This is a genomic window from Rheinheimera soli (assembly GCF_031457405.1).
Lineage (GTDB): Bacteria > Pseudomonadota > Gammaproteobacteria > Enterobacterales > Alteromonadaceae > Pararheinheimera > Pararheinheimera soli_A.
Genome location: NZ_JAVDWR010000001.1, coordinates 953,528 through 973,056, shown reverse-complemented (window position 1 = coordinate 973,056; position 19,529 = coordinate 953,528). Strand labels below are relative to the sequence as shown.

At 46.3% G+C, this 19,529-nt stretch carries 19 protein-coding genes and 1 tRNA gene; 13 read left to right on the top strand and 7 right to left on the bottom strand.

Annotation, left to right across the window (positions count from 1 at the left end; translation table 11 throughout):
• Positions 1 to 97: 97 nt before the first annotated feature.
• The 7 genes from lrp (at position 98) to J2W69_RS04385 (ending at position 7,330) form a co-directional block, all read left to right on the top strand.
• Complete coding sequence (lrp, locus tag J2W69_RS04415) at positions 98 to 583, top strand: leucine-responsive transcriptional regulator Lrp (RefSeq protein ID WP_310275085.1); 486 nt, start codon at positions 98 to 100, stop codon at positions 581 to 583.
• Between the two features lie 263 nt (positions 584 to 846).
• Positions 847 to 3,438, top strand: a complete 2,592-nt coding sequence (locus tag J2W69_RS04410) for a DNA translocase FtsK (RefSeq protein WP_310274923.1) — start codon at positions 847 to 849, stop codon at positions 3,436 to 3,438.
• 11 nt (positions 3,439 to 3,449) lie between these two features.
• Entirely contained in the window at positions 3,450 to 4,076 is a 627-nt protein-coding gene (gene lolA / locus J2W69_RS04405) for an outer membrane lipoprotein periplasmic chaperone LolA (RefSeq protein WP_310274922.1), read from the top strand.
• A complete protein-coding gene (locus tag J2W69_RS04400) occupies positions 4,073 to 5,398 on the top strand; it encodes a replication-associated recombination protein A (RefSeq protein WP_310274920.1) in 1,326 nt (441 codons plus the stop codon). The genes lolA and J2W69_RS04400 overlap by 4 nt, the downstream gene beginning before the upstream one ends.
• Positions 5,398 to 5,772 (top strand): fluoride efflux transporter CrcB, encoded by a 375-nt coding sequence (gene crcB / locus J2W69_RS04395; RefSeq protein WP_310274918.1) that lies wholly within the window; start codon positions 5,398 to 5,400, stop codon positions 5,770 to 5,772. The genes J2W69_RS04400 and crcB overlap by 1 nt, the downstream gene beginning before the upstream one ends.
• Positions 5,773 to 5,777: 5 nt before the next feature.
• The gene (serS, locus tag J2W69_RS04390; protein WP_310274916.1) at positions 5,778 to 7,070 is read left to right on the top strand and encodes a serine--tRNA ligase; all 1,293 of its coding nucleotides are present in this window, start codon (positions 5,778 to 5,780) and stop codon (positions 7,068 to 7,070) included.
• 62 nt (positions 7,071 to 7,132) lie between these two features.
• A complete protein-coding gene (locus tag J2W69_RS04385) occupies positions 7,133 to 7,330 on the top strand; it encodes a hypothetical protein (RefSeq protein ID WP_310274914.1) in 198 nt (65 codons plus the stop codon).
• Between the two features lie 26 nt (positions 7,331 to 7,356).
• Here the strand turns inward: J2W69_RS04385 and J2W69_RS04380 are convergent, their stop codons facing one another.
• The 5 genes from J2W69_RS04380 to J2W69_RS04360 all read right to left on the bottom strand — a co-directional run bounded on the left by J2W69_RS04380 (position 7,357) and on the right by J2W69_RS04360 (position 9,429).
• Positions 7,357 to 7,692, bottom strand: coding sequence for a TusE/DsrC/DsvC family sulfur relay protein (locus J2W69_RS04380; protein WP_310274912.1), 336 nt, complete (start codon positions 7,690 to 7,692; stop codon positions 7,357 to 7,359).
• A complete protein-coding gene (locus tag J2W69_RS04375) occupies positions 7,692 to 7,943 on the bottom strand; it encodes a DsrH/TusB family sulfur metabolism protein (RefSeq protein ID WP_310274910.1) in 252 nt (83 codons plus the stop codon). Before J2W69_RS04375 ends, J2W69_RS04380 begins: the two co-directional genes overlap by 1 nt.
• Position 7,944: 1 nt before the next feature.
• On the bottom strand, positions 7,945 to 8,298 hold the full coding sequence (gene tusC / locus J2W69_RS04370; RefSeq protein ID WP_310274908.1) for a sulfurtransferase complex subunit TusC: 354 nt from the start codon (positions 8,296 to 8,298) through the stop codon (positions 7,945 to 7,947).
• Complete coding sequence (gene tusD / locus J2W69_RS04365) at positions 8,298 to 8,660, bottom strand: sulfurtransferase complex subunit TusD (protein ID WP_310274906.1); 363 nt, start codon at positions 8,658 to 8,660, stop codon at positions 8,298 to 8,300. Before tusD ends, tusC begins: the two co-directional genes overlap by 1 nt.
• 100 nt (positions 8,661 to 8,760) lie before the next feature.
• Entirely contained in the window at positions 8,761 to 9,429 is a 669-nt protein-coding gene (locus J2W69_RS04360; RefSeq protein WP_310274904.1) for a Bax inhibitor-1/YccA family protein, read from the bottom strand.
• Positions 9,430 to 9,597: 168 nt separating this feature from the next.
• Here J2W69_RS04360 and J2W69_RS04355 point away from each other — a divergent pair.
• Positions 9,598 to 9,688, top strand: a tRNA-Ser gene (locus tag J2W69_RS04355).
• A 123-nt stretch (positions 9,689 to 9,811) separates the two neighbouring features.
• Here J2W69_RS04355 and sppA read toward each other — a convergent pair.
• Positions 9,812 to 11,695 carry a signal peptide peptidase SppA gene (gene sppA / locus J2W69_RS04350; RefSeq protein ID WP_310274902.1) on the bottom strand — a complete coding sequence of 628 codons (1,884 nt, stop codon included), beginning with the start codon at positions 11,693 to 11,695 and terminating at the stop codon, positions 9,812 to 9,814.
• A gap of 160 nt (positions 11,696 to 11,855) precedes the next feature.
• Here sppA and J2W69_RS04345 point away from each other — a divergent pair, with 160 nt between their 5' ends.
• The 5 genes from J2W69_RS04345 to J2W69_RS04325 all read left to right on the top strand — a co-directional run bounded on the left by J2W69_RS04345 (position 11,856) and on the right by J2W69_RS04325 (position 17,986).
• Positions 11,856 to 13,874 (top strand): oxidoreductase, encoded by a 2,019-nt coding sequence (locus tag J2W69_RS04345; RefSeq protein ID WP_310274900.1) that lies wholly within the window; start codon positions 11,856 to 11,858, stop codon positions 13,872 to 13,874.
• A 402-nt stretch (positions 13,875 to 14,276) separates the two neighbouring features.
• Positions 14,277 to 15,509, top strand: a complete 1,233-nt coding sequence (gene glgC, locus J2W69_RS04340) for a glucose-1-phosphate adenylyltransferase (protein WP_310274897.1) — start codon at positions 14,277 to 14,279, stop codon at positions 15,507 to 15,509.
• Between the two features lie 55 nt (positions 15,510 to 15,564).
• On the top strand, positions 15,565 to 16,968 hold the full coding sequence (locus J2W69_RS04335; protein WP_310274895.1) for a glycogen synthase: 1,404 nt from the start codon (positions 15,565 to 15,567) through the stop codon (positions 16,966 to 16,968).
• A gap of 123 nt (positions 16,969 to 17,091) precedes the next feature.
• Entirely contained in the window at positions 17,092 to 17,652 is a 561-nt protein-coding gene (locus J2W69_RS04330; RefSeq protein WP_310274893.1) for an NAD(P)H nitroreductase, read from the top strand.
• A 28-nt stretch (positions 17,653 to 17,680) separates the two neighbouring features.
• Positions 17,681 to 17,986 (top strand): hypothetical protein, encoded by a 306-nt coding sequence (locus tag J2W69_RS04325; RefSeq protein ID WP_310274891.1) that lies wholly within the window; start codon positions 17,681 to 17,683, stop codon positions 17,984 to 17,986.
• A 69-nt stretch (positions 17,987 to 18,055) separates the two neighbouring features.
• Here J2W69_RS04325 and asnS read toward each other — a convergent pair whose 3' ends face one another.
• Positions 18,056 to 19,456 carry an asparagine--tRNA ligase gene (asnS, locus tag J2W69_RS04320; RefSeq protein ID WP_310274888.1) on the bottom strand — a complete coding sequence of 467 codons (1,401 nt, stop codon included), beginning with the start codon at positions 19,454 to 19,456 and terminating at the stop codon, positions 18,056 to 18,058.
• Positions 19,457 to 19,529: the final 73 nt, after the last annotated feature.

The following is a 19,529-nucleotide window of genomic DNA, read 5'->3' as shown; positions in this document are numbered from 1 at the left end:
TAGTATAGTTATAGATTTGTAGTTTTACCTGTTGTTTTTTCGATGAAGTGCAGTTATAAATCCCGTTATAAATTCAAAAGTGAAATTTTTATCTGCTATGTACGAAACCAGTAAAAGTGTTAAAAAATTAGACCGGATCGACCGTAAAATTCTGACTGAATTACAACAGGATGGCCGTATTGCCAATGTTGAATTGGCCAAAAGGGTAGGGCTCAGCGCCACTCCTTGCCTGGAACGGGTGCGTAAATTAGAAGCCGAAGGTTATATACTGGGCTATACAGCACAGGTCGACCCGAATAAAGTAGGTTCCGCGTTACTGGTTTTTGTTGAGATCACCTTAAGTAAAACCTCACCCGAGGATTTTGATGAGTTCAGCAAAGCGGTGCAGAAGTCGCATGAGATACAGGAATGCCATCTAGTGTCCGGTAGTTTCGACTTCTTACTCAAAACCCGGGTTGCTAATATGGCGGCTTACCGTGAATTGTTGGGCGAAACCTTATTACGTTTACCCAGTGTGCGCGAAAGCCGTACTTATGTGGTAATGGAAGAAGTAAAACAGACCACTTTTATTGCGGTGAACTGATTCAGGCGTCTTCAATAGGGCTATAGCATCAAAGACGCAGGGGGTTTGTACAGCCGGTGTTCAGGCGTTAAAGTTTATATAAGCCTTAGTCGCTGTAGTTATAGTCAATAAGGCTGTAGCTTCAGGTTATGCGGCCATAAAGGGGTGCATCAGAGTTGTCTCTCTGGTATCTTAAGTGGGTAGAATTCTTAGAATAAATGGGACTTGTTGTGTTGAGTGAAGCCAGAAGGTTGCGAGCCAAATTATTGTTTTCTTTAAACGGAATGCAGCGTTTATCTGAAGTCGGGTTAATCCTCAGCTTTGGTTTAGCTGCCTTTATGTTATTGGCTTTGATGTCATTCGATCCGGCCGACCCAAGCTGGTCTCAGGCGGGTTATCAAACTGCTGTGCATAATTACGCAGGGCCTAAAGGCGCCTGGATTGCTGATATTCTGTTATTTACCTTTGGCTGGATAGCTTATTTAGTGCCGCCACTGGTGGCCTTTGCTGGTTATTTGTTAACTCGCCGCGCTAAAGCGCTGATGGAGATGGACTTTCTGATCCTGGGTTTACGCCTTATAGGTTTAGTTTTAACTATCCTCTGTGCCAGCGCCATCAGCAGCATTAACTTCAACGATATTTTCTATTTTTCATCCGGCGGCGTAGTAGGGGATGTTGTCACTTCTATGCTGATGCCGAACTTTAATTTTATTGGCACCATACTGTTGCTGCTTTGTGGTTTATCTATGGGCTTAACTTTGGCTACAGGTATTTCCTGGGTCACAGTGGCGGATGAGTTGGGCGCTTTAACTATGCGTATGCTGGTGGCTTTGTATCAGGCTCCAACCCGTTTAGGACATTATCTGGCGCAGCGTTCTGCGGCTAAAGCTGCGTCGCCTTTATCCTTTCAAACCGAATCCACAGTACCGCAACAGCGTCGTGAACCAGAAATGGACACTGAAGTGTCCAGACTGACGCACACCGAACCTGCTGTAGTGCCGGAAATTATCAGATTAAGCCCGGTTCGTAACGACGCCACAGATCCGGCCTTTGTTGCACCTGAAGAAGTACAAATTCCTTTGCCAGAGATTGAAGAAGTGCAAACTCAGCCAAGCCGGGCTTATTTCCCCGGGGTAGAACGGGTAGAGCCTTTGCCTTTTCCACCTTTGGATGAAAAAACCGAAGCTGTGGCTTTTGTCAGTGTCGATACGCTGGCCGATGATGATTTAAGTTTTTCTGCTGTGGACGATGCTTATTATCCTGAGCAATTGCAGCATCTGGAACAAAGTTTTGCAGAGGTAGAACGTCAGGCTGTGGTTGAGCCTGTGATTGTCGACGAGGAAGAAGACGATACACCGGAAGCGGCTCATTTCAGTCCGGATGATTTACCTTCGTTAGCTTTGTTAGACAGACCTGACAAGGCCACTAATCCGATAGACCCAGCTGATTTAGAACGGGTATCCCGTTTAGTGGAAACCAAACTGCTGGATTTTGGTGTCGATGCCAAAGTGGTGGCTGTATTGCCTGGCCCTGTAGTGACCCGTTTTGAGCTGGATTTAGCACCAGGCGTGAAGGTCAGTAAAATTACCGGTTTATCCAAAGATTTAGCCCGTTCTTTATCTGCTATCAGCGTGCGGGTAGTAGAAGTGATCCCTGGTAAATCCTATATAGGTTTAGAGCTTCCAAACCAGTTCCGCGAAATAGTACGTTTATCTGAAGTGATAGGCGACGAAATTTTTATTCAGTCCAAATCACCTTTAACTATGGTGTTAGGTAAAGATATTGCCGGTAAATCTGTAGTGGCGGATTTAGGCCGTATGCCGCATTTGTTGGTTGCCGGTACTACAGGCTCTGGTAAGTCTGTGGGCGTCAACGTGATGATTTGTAGTTTGCTGTATAAATCTACGCCTGAAGATGTGCGCTTTTTAATGATTGACCCCAAGATGCTGGAATTGTCTGTCTATGAAGGTATTCCGCATTTGCTGACCGAAGTAGTCACAGATATGAAAGAAGCAGCCAATGGCTTACGCTGGTGTGTTGGTGAAATGGAACGTCGTTATAAACTGATGTCGGCTTTGGGTGTGCGTAACTTAAAAGGCTACAACCAGAAAATTCAGGACGCTATAGCTGCAGGTACACCTATTCGTGACCCGATTTGGAAGCCAAGCGATAATATGATGACCATGCCACCAGAGCTGGAGAAGTTGCCTTCTATAGTGGTGGTCATTGACGAATTTGCCGACATGATGATGATTGTCGGTAAAAAAGTAGAAGAGCTGATTGCCCGTATAGCGCAAAAAGCCCGTGCTGCCGGTATTCACCTGATTCTGGCAACACAACGTCCGTCTGTGGATGTGATCACAGGGTTAATTAAAGCCAATATTCCAACCCGTATGGCCTTTCAGGTATCGTCAAAAATTGACTCCAGAACTATTTTGGATCAGCAGGGCGCGGAAAGCTTATTAGGTCAGGGCGATATGTTGTATCTGCCGCCTGGTTCTGGTGTGCCTACCCGTGTGCATGGTGCTTTTGTGGATGACCATGAAGTGCATGCAGTGGTATCGGACTGGAAACGCCGTGGTAAACCGAATTACATTTCCGAGATTTTAAACGGTGAGCCATCGGAAGATAGTTTGCTGCCGGGCGAGAGTATGGAAGGTGATGATGCCGAATCCGATCCGCTGTTTGATCAGGCGGTGGCTTTTGTTACAGAAAGCCGCAAAGCTTCGGTTTCAGGTGTACAAAGACGCTTCCGTATTGGCTATAATCGCGCCGCCCGTTTGGTGGAACAAATGGAAATGAGTGGAATTGTCAGTGGTGCAGGCCACAACGGCAACCGCGAAGTATTGGCGCCTCCTCCTCCTAAAGTATTTTAACTAAGGTGTATATGAAAAAAACTGTAGCAAATAAAGCTGTTGCCCTGGTGTTGTCTGTGATGCTGCCTGCTTTTATGGCTGTGGCGGATCAGGCGGATGCGTTACAGAACAAATTGGCTCGTTTAACCAGTTTTCAGGCCAGTTTTGATCAAACCGTCGTGGATGCCAGCAATAAGCTGATCCAACAAGGCGAAGGCATGTTGTCACTGAAGCAGCCATCTTTATTTCGTTTTGAAACCCAGACCCCAGAACCAAATTTGTTTATCGGCGATGGTAAAACACTGTGGTTTTATGCTGAAGTTTTAGATCAGGTCAGTATTTATGATGCCAAAGAGCAAGTGCAGAAAACCCCTTTTGTGCTCTTAACTTCGCATGACCCTAAATTATGGGCTCAGTATGATGTCACAGGCGCTGATGAGCAGTTTGATATCACACCAAAAGATCCTGGCAATGCAGTGAAAAAACTCAGCCTGAAATTCTCTGGTTTGGCGTTATCGCAAATGGTCGTGATGGACAGCAATGGTCAGAACAGCACTTTTGAATTTAATCTGGTGCAATACAACACGCCGCTGGCATCAGAGCTGTTCCAGTTTGTGATTCCAACGACTGCTGAAGTGGATGATCAACGCGTCAAGTGAACAACCTCGGCTTTGAATTTCACGACGATATAAGGCCTCTGGCAGCGCTGCTGAGGCCAACTCAACTATCGGACTATGTAGGGCAGCAGCAAGTGCTGGGGCCTGGCACACCGCTGCGTAAAGCGATAGAAGCAGGGCGCATCTCTTCGCTTATTTTATGGGGCCCTCCTGGTACAGGCAAAACGACTTTAGCAGAGCTCATCGCCATTTATGCCAAAGCCGCTATTGCCCGTTTATCTGCCGTGACAGCTGGTGTCAAAGAAATACGTGAAGAAATTCAGGCGGCCAAACAACGTTTAGCCCAGAACCAGCGTACTTTGTTATTTGTTGATGAAGTGCACCGCTTTAACAAAGCGCAGCAGGATGCGTTTTTACCTCATATCGAAGATGGCACTATTATTTTTATTGGGGCGACCACAGAAAATCCTGCCTTTGCACTGAATAACGCTATGTTATCCCGCGCCCGTGTCTGTATTTTAAAAAAGCTGACAGCAGAAGATCTGACCTCTGTGACAGAGCGTGCCTTGGTTCATTATCAGCAGCAAGGCCAGCTGGTACAGATAAGCAGTGACGCCCAATCTTTATTGCTGCAGCTGGCTGATGGCGACGCCCGGCGTTTATTAAACTTATTTGAACAAGCGGTTGAAACTGCGCAGCAGGGTGTAGCTGTCACTGAATTAACGGCTGACTTATTCCGCCAGTTGGTGCCACGGCAATTGCCGGGTTTTGATCATCAGGGAGATATTTTTTACGATTTAATTTCTGCCTTTCATAAATCGGTGCGTGGTTCAAACCCAGATGCGGCTTTGTACTGGTACTGCCGTATTTTAGAAGGCGGTGGCGATCCTTTGTATGTAGCACGCCGATTGCTCGCTATCGCCAGTGAAGATATAGGCAATGCCGACCCACGAGCTTTAACTATAGCTTTGGATGCCTGGGATACCTTTGCCCGGGTAGGACCTGCTGAAGGTGAGCGGGCTATAGCTCAGGCTGCTGTGTATATGGCGTTAGCGCCTAAATCCAATGCGGTCTATAGCGCCTTTAACCAGATGCGCCAATACGTGCAGCAACACCCCTCTTATGAAGTGCCGGATCATTTACGCAATGCGCCTACTGCTTTGGCAAAACAACAAGGTTTTGGTAAGGCCTATCGTTATGCCCATAACGAGCCCGGCGCTTATGCGGCCGGGGAAGTCTATTTGCCCGCAGAGATGGCAGGCATGAAGTTTTATCAGCCTTCTGATCGTGGTTTAGAGAAACAACTGCAGGACAAAATGGCCTATTTAGCTATGCTGGACCAACACGCAAAAGGACAGGATTAATGCATGCCTATCTGGCTGTGGCTATTGGTGGCGCTTTGGGCGCTTGTTGCCGTTTTGGTTTAGGCGAATTAATGCTGCATCTTTGTGGTAAATCATTCCCTTTTGCGACTTTGCTGGTTAATATTCTCGGGTCTTTTGTATTGGGTCTGCTTTATGGCCTGTTTTTAGCCGAACATCTGACGGTTGATCCGTGGAAAACCTTGATCGGCGTAGGTTTTTTAGGTGCCTTTACTACCTTTTCGACTTTTTCACTCGACACTGTTTTATTGCTGCAACAAGGTGATTTGGTGAAAGCCGGCCTGAATGTTGTGCTGAACGTGCTGATTTGTTTAACACTCGCCTGGCTGGGTTTAAAGCTGGGCTCAATGAAGTAATCACTATGTTAGATGCAAAATTTTTAAGAGCCGAATTGGCTCAGACCGCCCAACGTTTAGCGGACCGTGGTTTTGTGCTGGATGTTGCTACGCTAGAGACGCTGGAAGCACAGCGCCGCGAGTTGCAAATGGCGACTCAGGACTTACAGAATTCACGTAACACCAAATCCAAGGCGATAGGCCAGGCCAAAGCCCGTGGTGAAGACATCGCGCCATTACTGGCGGAAGTGGATGGTTTAGGTGCACAGCTCGAAGAGGCCAAGCAAAAGCTCGATGCTGTATTAGCCCAGTGGGATGCTATTGTCAGCGCTATTCCAAACTTACCGCATGAGTCTGTGCCGGCAGGTAAAGATGAAACGGGCAATGTGATGGTGCGTCAGTGGGGGGAAGCCCGTGCTTTTGATTTTGAACCTAAAGATCATGTGGCTTTAGGCGAAGCGCTGGACAAAGGTCTGGATTTTGAAAATGCGGTAAAAATCGCAGGTTCACGTTTTGTCGTGATGCGTGGTCAAATTGCCCGTCTGCATCGTGCTTTAAGCCAGTTTATGCTGGACTTACACACAGAGCAGCATGGTTACACTGAATTGTATGTGCCTTATCTGGTCAACGCTGCGTCTTTGTACGGCACTGGCCAGTTGCCAAAGTTTGGTGCAGATTTATTCCATACCAAACCAGCCACTGAAGAAGGTGTGGGTATGTCGTTGATCCCAACGGCTGAAGTACCAGTGACTAACTTAGCCCGCGACTGTATTTTTGAACTGACTGAATTACCACAAAAATACACTGCACATACGCCTTGTTTCCGCAGTGAAGCTGGCTCTTATGGCCGTGATACCCGTGGTTTAATCCGTCAGCATCAGTTTGACAAAGTGGAATTAGTACAGTTAGTGCATCCGGATCAGTCTTTTGCTGCTTTGGAAGAGTTAACAGGCCATGCAGAAAAAGTACTGCAGCTGTTAGGGTTGCCTTACCGCACCATGTTGCTTTGTACTGGTGATATGGGTTTTGGCTCAACCAAAACCTATGACCTGGAAGTCTGGTTACCTGCGCAAAATACTTACCGTGAAATTTCTTCCTGCTCAAGCATGGGCGATTTTCAGGCCCGTCGTATGCAAGCCCGTTTCCGTCCGGGTGAGGGCAAAAAGCCTGAGCTGCTGCATACCTTAAACGGTTCTGGTTTGGCTGTGGGTCGTACTTTGGTTGCTATTTTAGAAAATTATCAGCAAGCTGATGGTTCTATTCAGATCCCAGTTGTGTTACAGCCTTATATGGGTGGTAAAACGGAGATCCGCTGTTAATCTGAACTCCTTGTTCTTTCTGAAAGGAGCAGCTTTCTGCTCCTTTGTACTGGGTAAAACTGATGTCATTAATCAAAGAACAACAACAAAATTCAAAAAAAACTCCTATACCCCGTCATGTGGTTGTGCGTAAAACCAGACCAAATCCGGTAAAGACCATGTTGCGCTGGGTGTATTGGCTGCTATTGATTGGTGTGATTGCAGCGGTGGTGATCACCAGTTTTGACGCTGGAATGAGCATGTACAAAGGGCTGAATTAACAGCCTTTGTTTTTAAGCCGCCAGATTCAAAGGCACTTGGCAGGTTTTGGCAAACCGGCAATACGTGTGGCTTGTTTCGCCGGACCTTCCGGAAACAACAAAAACAGATACTTGCTATTGCCTTTATCTGCTCCCAGTTTTTCTCCCATACTTTTGACTAATAAACGTATGGCAGGAGAGGTTTGATACACCTGGTAAAAAGCACGGACAAAATTCACCACTTCCCAGTGTGCATCTGTCATTTCGATCTGTTCTAAACGGGCAAATTCGTCTGCCAGCTCCGGCGTCCACAAGGTCAAATCAGCCAGATAGCCATGTTTATCCAGAGGGTAGTGCAAGTTATTTAAAATCAGTTCTGTCATCAGAGTTGTTGCTTCGCTTGTAGCACTAATGCGAACCACTGGCTGTCATTGAGTGCGGTAAAAGGTTCGGAGATAATCACGCCGCGAGCTGCGGCATCTGTGGCCAGGCAATAAAGAGTGCAAGGCAGCTTATTGAGCTGAGCGCTTTTCATTAAATACACAGCCTCTTGCCTTAACAGCACTTTATCTTCTGTGCTGACTAAGCGTAACAGAGCAGGCAACTGGTTATGGCTTAGATCAAAGAGTCTCATATCAGGCCTTAATCAGATGCTGCTGCGTTAAAAGCAATTGGCCAAGCTCTGTACTATCCAGAGGCTGAACATCCAGCACAAGCTCAGTGGCTTCGAGTTTACGTTGCCGTAACGATTCGGCGCATACATACAACTGCTCAATCTCGTACAGCTCAAACAGTTTAAAACTACGTCTGAAGTCTTTGACCATTAAACCAGAGCTGTCATCGGCTTTTAGCAACTGATACACAGCATCATCGCTAAATATAACGCTGACCTGATGGTCTACCGCAGCTAAAGCAAAAATTAAATCCAGACTTTCGCGGGCTTCAATACCTTGCAGCGGCAACTTCGTGACTAACACAGCTATTTTCATCAAAATTGCACCAGTTTATCTGTTTGCGCCAAACGCATCGCAAACTCGGCTAAACCAGCAGCCGTATAACCTTGAGCTGGTTGTACCTCATTAGAGCAGACACCGCGTTTTTCCGCTGCCGTGACACAAAACAGCAAGGGGATTTGATGCTGGCAGCAAAACTGCTGTAGCCTGGCTGAAAGGTTGGGTTCGTCTGAAGGTAAATCAATCAGAGCCGAAGCTGCATGCACCGCATCCCGGTATAAAAACACCGAATCTACAGTATGGCCAGCCAAAACCGCCTGCTGCATAAAACGCAAGGCGCTGACAAAACTTTGGCCCTGCAATACCGGGCCTTCAATCAGAACGACAAAACTGGTCATTAACCTACCTGTCACATCAAGCTTTTTTATCAGGGCAAAAAAATACCCCGCAACTAAGGCGGGGCATTTTACTGCAACATCAGCTTATCTCAAGCCTTAATTAATCATCGCTGCCCATAATACCCAGTAACTGCAGCAATGAAGTGAACAGGTTAAAGATATTCAGGTATAAACCTACAGTAGCGCGGATGTAGTTGGTTTCACCACCATTCACGATACGGCTGGTATCAAACAGAATTAAGCCAGACATAATCATCACTACAGCTGCGTTAATCGCCAGGTGCAGGGCTGGGATTTGCAGGAAGATGTTTGCCAAACCAGCGACTATCGCCACAATCAGACCTACAAACAAGAAGTTGCCCATAAAGCTGAAATCTTTACGTGATGTTAAAACATATGCAGACAAAGAAAAAAACACGACAGCAGTAAGCGCCAGTGCCTGCATAATCAATTCTGGTCCGTTTGCCATCGCAACAAAACGGTTCAGCATCGGACCAATAGAAGCACCCATACAGCCTGTGAACGCGAAAATCCAGCCTAACGCGCTAGCGCTTTCAGCTTTTTTCATCACCACAATACTCAAAACTATGCCAGCAACTAAAAACGCCAGCCCCATCAGAAAACCGAAGTTCATCGCCATGGAGATACCGGCAGTGACTGCGCTGAATGCTAAAGTCATGGCCAGCAGGAAATAGGTATTACGTAGTACTTTGTTGACTTCAACGCTATGGCCGATATGGCCAGTTTGCGTGTTTTGGTTGTAGGACATTGCTGTTCTCTCCATTCAATAGTTACTTTTCTGACTTTATATTACTTGGGAAGTTCCCAAAGTGCCAGCAGTTATCTTTGTAAAACAATTCAATCATTTACCTTGTTTTATCAAAGTATAAAAAAATGCTTTTCTTTCACAACTGATCTGATTATCATACGCGGCGCCGGAGGGGTGGCAGAGCGGTTTAATGCACCGGTCTTGAAAACCGGCGAAGGTTAATAGCCTTCCGAGAGTTCGAATCTCTCCCCCTCCGCCATTATTCCCAGAACCCGTATCAGCGAAAGTTGATACGGGTTTCGTATTTTAGTGGATCTGATTTTTTCACTAGATGTAAAAAAAGCCGCACGAGGCGGCTTCTTTAATCGATTTAAGACTTCACTTAGTTCACCGCTGTACAACTCATACAGACTGAGTAGATACCTTTTGGATCATTAAACTGTTCCAGTACTTTAAAGTCCTGATTTACCTGAGTCACAATTTTCTTCAGTAGCGGGCTAAGGCTTGACTGACTGGATTCAGGTAACAAAGCCTGCACAGTACTTGAAGCAAACATGTCACGCAGCAACTGTTCTGCAGGCGTTAATTCCTGTTCCATCACTTTAATGTCGTATTGCTTTAAGCCTGCTTTTTCAGCAGCTGCCGCAATAGCATCATCAAAGGTGCCCAGTTTATCCACCAGGCCAAATTCCAGCGCCTTGGTGCCAGTCCAGACCCGGCCCTGGGCAACCTGGCCAACAGCTTCTTTACTCATATTGCGATTCTCGGCCACCATGCCAATAAAGTCATCGTAGCCTTTGTTGATAAGCAGTTGGAAAATACCTGACATTTGTGGTGTTAAGCCTTTAAACAGTGGTAAGCCTGAGCTTAAACCTGCCAATTCTGAGGTGGCAACGCCATCGATATTCAACCCTAAGACTGGCATGGCATTTTCCAGCGTATGGAATAAACCAAAGATACCAATAGAACCTGTAATGGTAGTAGGAGAAGCCCAGATTTCGTTAGCTGGCGCTGCTATCCAATAGCCACCTGATGCAGCCACTGCGCCCATAGAGGCTATAACAGGTTTGCCAGCAGCTTTTAACAGTTTGATTTCCTGACCAATAATTTCAGAAGCAAAAGCGCTGCCACCACCACTGTCAATACGCAGAACCACAGCTTTTACTTTTTCATCAAAGCGGGCACGACGTAACAAGGCGGCTGTGGTGTCACCACCAATGGTGCCTGCTTTGGCTGAACCATCGATAATAGTGCCACGAGCTACCACTACAGCTACTTTTTCAGTTAATGGGTTGTCGTACTGTACAGGACGCAATACCAGACCCTGATAATCTTTAAACTGCACCTGATTGAAGCTGTGTTTTTTGTTTTCACCCACTAAAGCAATCAGGTCCTGACGGAATTCTTCGCGGGTCTTGATGCTGTCTACTAATTTAGAATCCAGCGCATACTGGGTCATATCACCATTCACCGCCTGCAGCTTCTGGTATAAGGCCGTGATTGTTTCATCGAAGTTATCGACCGCAAATCCACGACGTTCAGCCACTTGTTGTTTGTAGCTGGCCCATAATTCGTCTAACCACGCTTTGTTGGCTTCTTTGGCTTCATCCGACATGGTATCGCGGGTATAGGGTTCTACGGCAGATTTATAAGTGCCAACTTTGAAGACATGAGTGGTCACTTTTAATTTTTCTAACGCAGACTTGTAATACATAGGGAAGCTGCCAAAACCTTCCAGCAAAACTGTGCCCATAGGATTTAAGTTGATGCTGTCGGCATAGGACGCCAGGAAATACTGGTTTTGGCTGTAATAATCGCCTGTCGCCAGTACTTTTTTGCCTGCAGCTTTAAAGTCCTGCAATGCAGAACCAACCATGGTTAATTTATCCATAGAGCCTCTGCCAAAAGAAGACAGGTCCAGCACTATGGCCTTGATGCGTTCGTCTTTTTTGGCTGCCTGAATGGTTTTTACCAGATCAGTGACTAAAATTTCTGGTTCTTCGTCCTGTGACCCCATACCTTCACTAAGGATCTGGTCCAGAGGATCAACATAACGTTTCTCTTCAACCAAATCACCGGACAAGTTCAGAACTAAAGCTGCACTTTCAGGGACTTTCACTTTATTGTCGCTGCTGAAAATGGAGACCAGAATAACGATAAATAAAATGGCAAAAATCAGATTAAAAGTGATGTGGCGAATCAGACTGATAGCGCGCCAAATACCACCAAAAAAGCGTCTTAAGATCCCGGTTTTTTTCTCAGACATATGATGTACCTATAGTTTTGGCAAAGTAATAAAGAGCTATGCTAACGAATTTAATGCTAAAGCTCAGGGTCGAATTTGTAAGTAAATGTTTATCTCTTGCGATAACGCTGCAAAACGGCTACATTCTTTCCATTCAACAGGTACGACCAGAGAGAATGTTGTGGCATATCCGCATTTATTAGCCCCACTGGATTTGGGCTTCACTCAGTTAAAAAATCGCGTCATTATGGGTTCTATGCATACTGGCCTGGAAGAAGAAAAACAAGGCTTTGATAAACTGGCTGCCTTTTATGCTGAACGGGCTAAAGGTGGGGTTGGTTTAATTATCACCGGAGGCATCAGTCCTAATTTTCGTGGCAATCTGGTGCCTTTTGGCAGCCAGCTCACCTGGTGGTGGCAGGCTGGTAAACATAAAAAGGTGACAGCAGCTGTGCATCAGCATGGCGGAAAAATATGCATTCAACTGCTGCATGCAGGCCGTTATGGTTATCATCCATTTAGTGTGGCGCCAAGCGCCGTGCAATCACCTATTACACCTTTTAAGCCCAAAGCTTTGTCTGACAGCCAAATTCGCAGCACTATTGCTGACTTTGCCCACTCCGCCAAACTAGCCAAAAAGGCAGGGTACGATGGCGTGGAAATTATGGGCTCGGAAGGGTATTTGCTGAATCAGTTTTTATGCAGCCGTACCAATCAGCGCACTGATCAGTGGGGTGGTAGTTTTGAAAACCGTTGCCGTTTTGTGCTGGAGATCTTAAAAGCTGTACGTGAAGCCTGTGGCGAAGATTTTATTATTATTTACCGTTTGTCGATGCTGGATTTGGTTGAAGACGGTAACAGCTTCGAGGAAGTCATAGCTTTAGCCTCTTCTGCGGCCAAAGCTGGCGCCACTATGCTCAACACAGGTATTGGCTGGCATGAAGCCCGGGTACCAACCATTGGTACTATGGTTCCTCGCGCTGCTTTTAGCTGGGTGACAGAGCAAGTTCGCAAACATGCCAGTATTCCTGTGATTGCAACCAACCGTATTAACGACCCGCAAGTGGCTGAGACTATTCTTGAATCAGGACAGGCGGATATGGTTTGTATGGCGCGGCCATTCTTGGCTGACGCTGACTTTGTCAATAAAGCCGCAGCTGATCAGGCGCATCTGATTAACACCTGTATCGCCTGTAATCAGGCCTGCCTGGATCATGTATTTCAGAAAAAACGCGCCAGTTGTTTAGTCAACCCGCGGGCTTGTTACGAAACCGAGCTGAATTTTGAAACAGCTGCTTCGAAGAAAAAAATTGCGGTTGTAGGAGCAGGACCGGCAGGTTTGGCGTTTAGTGTTTATGCAGCGTCCCGTGGCCATGAAGTGACTTTGTTTGATCGTGGCAGTGAAATTGGCGGTCAGTTTAACTATGCCAAACAAATACCTGGTAAAGAAGAGTTTTATCAGACGCTGCGTTATTTTGGCGAGATGCTGAAACTAAACAAGGTGAATGTGCAGCTGAATTCTGAGCAAACGGCGGAGAGTTTGTCCGCTGGTGGTTATGATCATGTGGTCTTGTCCAGTGGCATCAAAGCCCGTCAGCTGGATATTCCGGGTTTTGATCACCCTAAAGTATTAAGTTATCTGGATGTGCTGAAACATCATAAGCCTGTTGGCCAAAATGTAGCCGTGATAGGTGCAGGTGGAATAGGTTTTGACGTATCTGAGTATCTGACAGAACCTCATTCATTGACCTTGCAACCCGATGCCTGGTTAAAAGACTGGGGCATAGATAAAGACTATCAAAGCCGTGGTGCTTTGTTGGCTGATGCGCCGGCACAACCTTCAGAACGTAAAGTATTTTTGTTGCAACGTAAAACCAGCAAGGTAGGGGCTGGCCTTGGTAAAACCACAGGTTGGATCCATCGCAGTTCGTTAAAGAAAAAAGGCGTGGAGATGCTCTCTGGCGTTAGTTACAACAAGGTTGACGATGCTGGTCTTTGGATCACTATTGATGGTCAGGAACGTTGCCTGGCCGTTGATAATGTCATTATTTGCGCCGGACAGGAGCCAGAACGTAGTTTGCAGCAGCAACTGCTGGATGCTGGCCAACAAGTGCATCTGATAGGCGGTGCTGATGTGGCTGCTGAGCTGGATGCAAAACGGGCTATCCGTCAGGGCGCAGAACTGGCTGCCCGTCTGTAATAAAACCTCTGTAGTGAATTGGGTTCCACCCAATAACAATTGGGTGGAACTGTGTTTATCCTGCTTATTGCTCTGTTCTGATCGACCCCATGAAATATATTTTTCTAACTTTCACTTGCTAAGCCTACCTAATTCCCGCTATTACTCAGGTCGTGATTGCATTCGTATGCATAAAACTGCTGTTCAATTCTGGTGCACTAGTGAATCTCTGCACCAAAATGGAATTTTGTCATACCTGTGTCATCTGTTGTTCCTAAATTAAATGTCCACAGAGGCGTTGATTCAGTTGGAAAACAACAATTTTTTCAGGCTGTTGCCTGTTGTGGTATCAGCTTTGCTTTCACAAAAACAGAATAAAAAAGTAATAGTTAAATTGTCGGGTTTATTAACAGGGAGACTTATATGTCTGGTGTACTTACCATGATTTTAGCGGGGGGCGAAGGGACCAGACTGGCACCTTTGACCGGAGTCAGAGCCAAACCGGCTGTGCCCTTTGGTGGCAATTACAGGATTATCGATTTTGTACTGAATAACTTTGTGAATTCAGATCTGCTACAGATTTTTGTGATCACTCAGTTTAAATCACATTCACTGATGAAACATTTAAGCCGTGCATGGCGGGTCACAGGTTTAACCAACAGATTTATTGACCCTATTCCTGCGCAGATGCAAACAGGTAAGCACTGGTACCTGGGGACTGCAGATGCGGTCTATCAGAATCTGCACCTGATCCAAGGCATAGATCCGGAGCAAGTCTGCGTATTTGGTGGCGACCATATTTACAAAATGGATGTGCGGCAGATGTTAAACTTTCATCGGCAGAACAATGCGCTGCTGACTGTCGCTGCTATTCCTGTGCCTGTGTCTCAGGCCCATGAGTTTGGTGTCATTGAAGTCGACAGCACAGGAAAAATGGTCGGTTTTGAAGAAAAGCCTAAATCAAATCCTAAAACCATTCCGGGACGGCCTGATTATGTGCTGGCCTCTATGGGCAATTATATTTTCGACGCTAAAACTTTAGTTGAGGTATTAAACGAAGATGCGGCTCAAATTGATTCAAAACACGATTTTGGTCATAACATTATTCCGAAGATGTACCCGGCAGGTAATGTGTATGTGTATGATTTTTCGACGAACATGATCCGTGGTGAGCAAGCAGACTCCAAAGGCTACTGGCGGGATGTGGGGACTATAGATTCTTACTATGAAGCCAACATGGATTTAATTTCAGTGCAGCCGCCGCTGGATTTATACAATAAATACTGGCCGCTACGCAGTTACACACCACCTATGCCGCCAGCGAAATTTGTGCATGATGAAGCCAATAGAACAGGGCAGGCCATCAGCTCTATGGTGGCCTCAGGTTGTATTGTCAGTGGTGCTATCGTCTATCAGTCTATTTTGGGATATAACACTGTAGTGCACAGTCATGCTTATATTGAAAAATGTGTATTGATGGGTAATAACGATATAGGACGGGGTTGCCGTATACGTCGTGCTATCATCGACAAAGATGTGAAAATAGCACCTAATACCATTATTGGTGAAGATCCGGTGCTGGATCGTCAGCGTTTCCATGTGTCGGCTGACGGTGTTGTGGTGATCCCTAAAGGGGCAATGGTAGGATTTGACTGATGCTGTGGTCGTAAAGGCCGCAGATCAAACAGCGGCCTTTAGTGGGAAATAATCAATGCGTGTGTTGTTTTTATGCAGTGAGTTTGAAGGTGTAATTAAAACCGGGGGTCTGGCTGATGCCAGCCGGGGTTTAGCTACAGAAATGCAAAAGCTGGGACATGAAGTCAAGGTAGTGCTGCCTCGTTATGGCAGCCTTTACTCTGTTCCGGTCGAAGAGAACTGGCAGTCCGTCTATTTTGCGTTGGGCGGACAGGCGCAGGGCTGCGCTGTCCGTCCTCTGTTAAATTCAGAAGTGCCGCTGGCACTGATTGAGCATCATGACTATTTTGGCCGGCCACGGCCTTATGATGACGGGCAAGATGCTTATCCGGATAATGCATTGCGTTTTGCATTTTTCTGCAAAGCAGCTTTGCAGTGGTGTGTGGAGACAGGCTGGGTCCCTGATCTTATTCATGGTCATGATTGGCAAACCGGCATAGCGGCCTATTATTTAAAGCAGTTTTATCAACAGGCTTTGCCTGGTACCAAAATACTCTTTACCATTCACAATGGCGCTTATCAGCAAGCTTTGTCTGCTGCTGATCGGGCTCAGACTGAAGTTTATCCATCCACTGCTATGGCAGGTTCAAGCATGCTGGCTTTGGGCCTGGCTTATGCGGATAAAGTAAATACCGTCAGCAAAGGTTATGCCACTGAATTATTGTCTGAACCCGCTGCAAACGGCTTGGCTGCTTTGTATCAGGCCCGGGGGGAGGATTTCTCCGGTATTCTCAATGGCTGTGATTATGAGCAGTGGGATCCGGCGACGGATCTGTATCTGACGGCTAAGTACAGTCGCACTAAACTCAAAGGCAAACTGGCCTGTAAAACTGAACTGAAGCAGCGTTATGGTCTTGAACAAAATACAGCACCACTTTTTGTGTTGGTGAGTCGGGTGACTGAGCAAAAAGGTTTTGCTTATTTATTGCCTGCTTTAGAGCAATGGTTGATTGAAGCTGATGCGCAAGTGCTGATGATGGGCACTGGGGATCTGGCTTATATTGGCCGATTGCAGGCTTTAAACGAAAAATTTCCCGGACGTTTTGTTTTTGTCGAAGGCTTTAATGAAGCTTTATCCCATCAATTGGAAGCCGCAGGCGATTTTTTCCTGATGCCATCTTTGTTTGAACCTTGTGGTTTAAATCAAATTTACAGCTTACGTTATGGCACTGTGCCTCTGGTGCGTTTAACCGGCGGTTTAAAAGATACGGTACGGGATTTAGCCGATAGTGAGCCGACAGGTATAGGTTTTTTTGAACCTACATCGACAGCATTGCTGGAAGCATTAAACAGAGCATTGAAATTGTATCAGCAACCCGAATGGTACAAAGAAGTGCAACAAAGGGGTATGCAACAGCGGTTTGGTTGGGCAGAATCAGCCTTGCACTATCAGCTGTTGTATCAACAGCTTCAGGCCTGATCCGGACTTTATTCTATTATTCCGCCCAGTCCTTGAGCAAACAACGACTGTAAGTGCAAAAGCTGTTGTATGGACAAAATAAAGTTTGGTAGCCTTAACTGAGCTAAATCAAAGGGTTTCTATATGGATGCTGTTACGTTATTAACAACCCGCTATTCTTCTGCACGTTTAACTGAACCTGCGCCCAGTGGCGAAGCTCTGGCTATCATCAAACAAGCAGCCTTGCAGGTGCCTGATCATGGTCATTTAAGACCCTGGCGTTTTGTGGTGGTTAATGGCAAAAAATCTCTGGAAAAGTTAGGCGATATTTTTGCCGAAGCTGCGCTTGAGGAAGATCCTTCAGTGGCCAATGAGCTGATTGAACGTGCCCGGCAGTTACCTTTGCGTGCTCCTATGGTGATTGTGTGTATCGCCAAATGTGTCAATCACCCTAAAGTGCCTTTGTCTGAGCAAACCCAGTCGGCTGCTTGTGCTGTGATGGCAATGCAGCAGGCTGCTTTTGCTTTGGGGTTCGGTGGTATTTGGCGCACAGGCGCTTACACTCAATATGAATTTGTAAAGCAGGCTTTTGAGCTTGGGGAAGACGATGAAATTGTTGGTTTTCTGTATTTAGGCACTTGCGCGCAGGAAGTTGCGGCCAAAGCGCCTTTGGCTGTAGAAGAGTTTTTCAGCGATTACCAGTAATTACAGTTCGAAGGATTGAAATCAGACCATGGATCAACGCAGTATTTTTATCAATCAGGTCAGGCAGCAGTTTGACCAGCTGTTCCAGGCGAAAAAAGCCGGTCAGAATGTACTGGCATTAAAACATAGGGCTGAAGGCTTTTTTTATGCTGGAGAGTTGCTTGGACTGGTGGATAAAGCGTTGTTACAGCAACTGATGGAGCAAAGTTACCTTGAGGTCTTCGGTGTCGCTTTGTCCAAAGCGAGCTCTTATCAGACTGAACGCAAGCAAGCCTTAGAGAACGAATTTTATCAGTATTTTGAAGAACCTGCGTTTAACAGGGTGCCTAACTAAAGCTGCTTCGCCAGCTAAATGTCAGAAAAAAGGCCTCAAATGAGGCCTTTTTGCTCTATCAGCTATAGCTTAGAAGTCAGCGTTACCAGGTGTACGAGGGAAAGCGATGACGTCACGTACGTTGCCCACACCAGTGACATAAGACACCAGACGTTCAAAACCTAAACCAAAACCAGCATGTGGCACTGTGCCGTAACGGCGCAGGTCGCGGTACCAGCTGTAGTCTTCTTTGTTCAGACCCATCTGGTCCATACGGGCATCCAGCTGCTCTAAACGCTCTTCACGTTGGCTGCCGCCTATGATTTCACCAATACCTGGTGCCAGAATATCCATAGCAGCCACAGTTTTACCGTCTTCATTCATCCGCATGTAAAAGGCTTTGATATCCTTTGGATAGTTTTGCAGAATCACAGGAGCGCCTACATGCACTTCAGCTAAGTAGCGTTCGTGCTCTGACTGTAAATCCACACCCCATTCCACAGGGTAATCAAACTTCTTACCGCAGTTTTTCAGAATTTCGACAGCGTCTGTGTAATCCATACGAACAAAACTTGAATCGATCATGTTCTGCAAACGGCTGACTGCATTTTCGTCCACACGTTCAGCAAAAAATGCCATATCGTCAGCACGTTCTTCTAATACGGCTTTAAATACAAACTTCAGCATGTCTTCCGCCAGCTGCGCCACGTCTTTTAATTCGGCGTAAGCTACTTCGGGTTCAATCATCCAGAATTCAGCTAAGTGACGGGTAGTGTTTGAGTTTTCAGCACGGAAAGTCGGGCCGAAGGTGTACACCTTAGACAAAGCACAGGCATAGGTTTCAACGTTCAACTGGCCTGATACCGTCAGGAAGGTTTCTTTACCGAAAAAGTCCTGTTTGTAATCAATAGCGCCTTTGTCGTCACGGGGCAGGTTTTCCATATCCAGGGTGCTGACACGGAACATTTCACCAGCGCCTTCAGCATCAGCACCTGTAATAATAGGTGTGCTGATCCAGTAGAAACCACGTTCGTGGAAGAAGCGGTGAATGGCCTGAGCTAAACAGTGACGCACACGGGTGATAGCGCCAACCATATTAGTACGGGCACGTAAATGCGCCTGTTCACGCAGGTATTCCATGCTGTGGCGTTTTGGTGCCATAGGGTAGGTGTCCGGGTTTTCCACCCAGCCAACTACTTCAACAGAAGAGGCCTGAATTTCAAAAGCCTGACCCTGACCTTCTGACTTCGCAATAGTGCCAGTCACAATCACAGAACAGGCTGTGGTCAGACGTTTCACTTCGTTTTCGTAATTATTCAAATCAGCCGGAGCAACGGCCTGAACTGCATCAAAGCAGCTGCCGTCGTGCACGGCTAAAAATGAAATCCCGGCTTTGGAATCACGTTTAGTGCGGATCCACCCTTTTACTGTGACTGTATCGCCAACCTGATACTGGCCAGACAGCACATCTTTGATTACTGCATGCGTCATGCAACCTGCTCCAACTTACTTAAGAAACTGTAAAAACCCAAAAGCAGACATCATACTGAGGCAAAGACTGAAC

What these genes read in the sequence shown, in the direction of transcription:
- lrp (WP_310275085.1), top strand. Translation starts at nt 98, where the DNA reads ATGTACGAAACCAGTAAAAGTGTTAAAAAATTAGACCGGATCGACCGT.
- J2W69_RS04410 (WP_310274923.1), top strand. Translation starts at nt 847, where the DNA reads ATGCAGCGTTTATCTGAAGTCGGGTTAATCCTCAGCTTTGGTTTAGCT.
- lolA (WP_310274922.1), top strand. Translation starts at nt 3,450, where the DNA reads ATGAAAAAAACTGTAGCAAATAAAGCTGTTGCCCTGGTGTTGTCTGTG.
- crcB (WP_310274918.1), top strand. Translation starts at nt 5,398, where the DNA reads ATGCATGCCTATCTGGCTGTGGCTATTGGTGGCGCTTTGGGCGCTTGT.
- serS (WP_310274916.1), top strand. Translation starts at nt 5,778, where the DNA reads ATGTTAGATGCAAAATTTTTAAGAGCCGAATTGGCTCAGACCGCCCAA.
- J2W69_RS04385 (WP_310274914.1), top strand. Translation starts at nt 7,133, where the DNA reads ATGTCATTAATCAAAGAACAACAACAAAATTCAAAAAAAACTCCTATA.
- J2W69_RS04380 (WP_310274912.1), bottom strand. Translation starts at nt 7,692, where the DNA reads ATGACAGAACTGATTTTAAATAACTTGCACTACCCTCTGGATAAACAT.
- J2W69_RS04375 (WP_310274910.1), bottom strand. Translation starts at nt 7,943, where the DNA reads ATGAGACTCTTTGATCTAAGCCATAACCAGTTGCCTGCTCTGTTACGC.
- tusC (WP_310274908.1), bottom strand. Translation starts at nt 8,298, where the DNA reads ATGAAAATAGCTGTGTTAGTCACGAAGTTGCCGCTGCAAGGTATTGAA.
- tusD (WP_310274906.1), bottom strand. Translation starts at nt 8,660, where the DNA reads ATGACCAGTTTTGTCGTTCTGATTGAAGGCCCGGTATTGCAGGGCCAA.
- J2W69_RS04360 (WP_310274904.1), bottom strand. Translation starts at nt 9,429, where the DNA reads ATGTCCTACAACCAAAACACGCAAACTGGCCATATCGGCCATAGCGTT.
- sppA (WP_310274902.1), bottom strand. Translation starts at nt 11,695, where the DNA reads ATGTCTGAGAAAAAAACCGGGATCTTAAGACGCTTTTTTGGTGGTATT.
- glgC (WP_310274897.1), top strand. Translation starts at nt 14,277, where the DNA reads ATGTCTGGTGTACTTACCATGATTTTAGCGGGGGGCGAAGGGACCAGA.
- J2W69_RS04335 (WP_310274895.1), top strand. Translation starts at nt 15,565, where the DNA reads ATGCGTGTGTTGTTTTTATGCAGTGAGTTTGAAGGTGTAATTAAAACC.
- J2W69_RS04330 (WP_310274893.1), top strand. Translation starts at nt 17,092, where the DNA reads ATGGATGCTGTTACGTTATTAACAACCCGCTATTCTTCTGCACGTTTA.
- J2W69_RS04325 (WP_310274891.1), top strand. Translation starts at nt 17,681, where the DNA reads ATGGATCAACGCAGTATTTTTATCAATCAGGTCAGGCAGCAGTTTGAC.
- asnS (WP_310274888.1), bottom strand. Translation starts at nt 19,456, where the DNA reads ATGACGCATGCAGTAATCAAAGATGTGCTGTCTGGCCAGTATCAGGTT.